Source organism: Cryobacterium sp. MDB2-A-1 (assembly GCF_004402675.1).
GTDB classification, from domain to species: Bacteria; Actinomycetota; Actinomycetes; order Actinomycetales; family Microbacteriaceae; genus Cryobacterium; species Cryobacterium glucosi.
Genome location: NZ_SOFK01000006.1, coordinates 1 through 1,723, shown reverse-complemented (window position 1 = coordinate 1,723; position 1,723 = coordinate 1). Strand labels below are relative to the sequence as shown.

The window sequence follows — 1,723 nt, the reverse complement described above, 5'->3', positions numbered from 1 at the left end:
GTTGGCTGAACACTTCGGCCGGAGTCTTCCAGCCGAGCACTTTGCGGGGTCGGTTGTTTAGGGCGAGAGCGACGGCTTCGAGGTCATCCGCGCTCCACCAGTAGTGCCCCTTAAGGTGGTGTAGCCCGGTGGCTGGCCTCGCCTTGGACGTGGGCGCGGTCACCGTGGTGTTCCTTCGAGGAAACTCCTACATCCCACTCGAAAGGCATCAACACGATGACCGCTCCACATATTGTCGACCCTGCTGGCCTGCTCCGCGAAGCTCTGGGCGATGCGTCTCCGGATCTGATGCGCAGCCTGCTGCAAACCATGATCAACGCCCTCCTCTCCGCCGACGCTGACGCGGTTGTCGGCGCGGAGTGGGGCAAGCCCAGCCCCGACCGGGTCGCTCAACGCAACGGGTACCGACACCGCGACCTCGACACCAGGGTCGGCACGATCGACGTCGCCGTTCCGAAGCTGCGCCAGGGCACGTATTTCCCGGAATGGCTCCTCGAAAGGCGCAAACGCGCGGAGGCTGCGATGATCACAGTGATCGCGGACTGCTACCTCGCCGGCGTATCCACGCGCCGGATGGACAAACTCGTCAAAACTCTCGGGATCCACTCACTGTCGAAATCGCAGGTATCCCGGATGGCGGCCGAGCTCGACGAACACGTGAACCAGTTCCGGCACCGGCCCCTCGGCGACGCGGGCCCGTTCACTTTCGTCGCCGCCGACGCGCTGACCATGAAAGTCCGTGAGGGTGGCCGGGTGATCAACGCTGTCGTTCTCGTCGCGACCGGCGTCAACGCCGACGGACGCCGCGAAGTCCTCGGCCTCAAAGTCGCAACCAGCGAAACCGGGGCAGCGTGGAACAGCTTCTTCGCCGACCTCACAGCCCGCGGCCTGACTGGCGTGCGGCTCGTGACCTCCGACGCGCACCAAGGCCTGGTCGAGGCGATCGCGGCGAACCTGCCCGGTGCGTCCTGGCAACGCTGCCGCACCCATTACGCCGCGAACCTGATGAGCGTGTGCCCGAAGAGTATGTGGCCGGCGGTGAAAGCGATGTTGCACTCGGTGTACGACCAACCCGATGCCGACAGTGTGAACGCCCAATTCGACCGGCTCTTGGACTACGTCGAAGACAAACTCCCCGACGCGTTCGAGCACCTCGACAACGCCCGAGCCGACATCCTCGCCTTCGCGTCGTTCCCGGAAGGGCTCTGGCAGCAGATCTGGTCCAATAACCCCAACGAACGCCTCAACCGTGAAATCCGTCGCCGTACCGACAGCGTCGGCATCTTCCCCAATCGCGACGCGATCATCCGCCTCGTCGGCGCGGTCCTCGCCGAGCAGACCGATGAATGGGCCGAAGGCCGCCGCTACCTCGGCCTGGACATCCTCGCCAAAAGCCGCCTCACACTCGTCTCCAACACCGAAAGCGGGGCCACGGAAACAGTCCTCCAACTCAGCGCTTAAACCCTCAAGCCGAAGGAAACACCGCTACACCACCACCGGGGACTTGACCGCTCCACCTCGAGAGGTCGGTGCCTTTCGGGAAGTACTGGCGTAGCAGTGGAGTGGTCCCCGAAAGTTGGACTCGGTAATGCAACTTTATGTGGTGGCGGTTGTTTGGGCGCGGTATTCGTCGGGGCTGAGGTAGCCGAGCCGCTGTTGGATTCGGGTGGTGTTCCACCATCGCAGGTAGTCGTTCAGCCCCGTGTGGAACTCGTCGACGGTT

Annotated in this window: 2 protein-coding genes; one reads left to right on the top strand and one right to left on the bottom strand. The window is 63.8% G+C overall.

Annotated elements, in window-relative coordinates; all coding sequences use genetic code 11:
* The first annotated feature begins 216 nt into the window (after positions 1–216).
* Complete coding sequence (locus tag E3O39_RS00715) at positions 217–1,461, top strand: IS256 family transposase (RefSeq protein WP_134446645.1); 1,245 nt, start codon at positions 217–219, stop codon at positions 1,459–1,461.
* Between the two features lie 135 nt (positions 1,462–1,596).
* Here the strand turns inward: E3O39_RS00715 and E3O39_RS00710 are convergent.
* On the bottom strand, positions 1,597–1,723 hold a 127-nt coding region (locus E3O39_RS00710; RefSeq protein WP_166787280.1), incomplete at its 5' end, for an IS3 family transposase.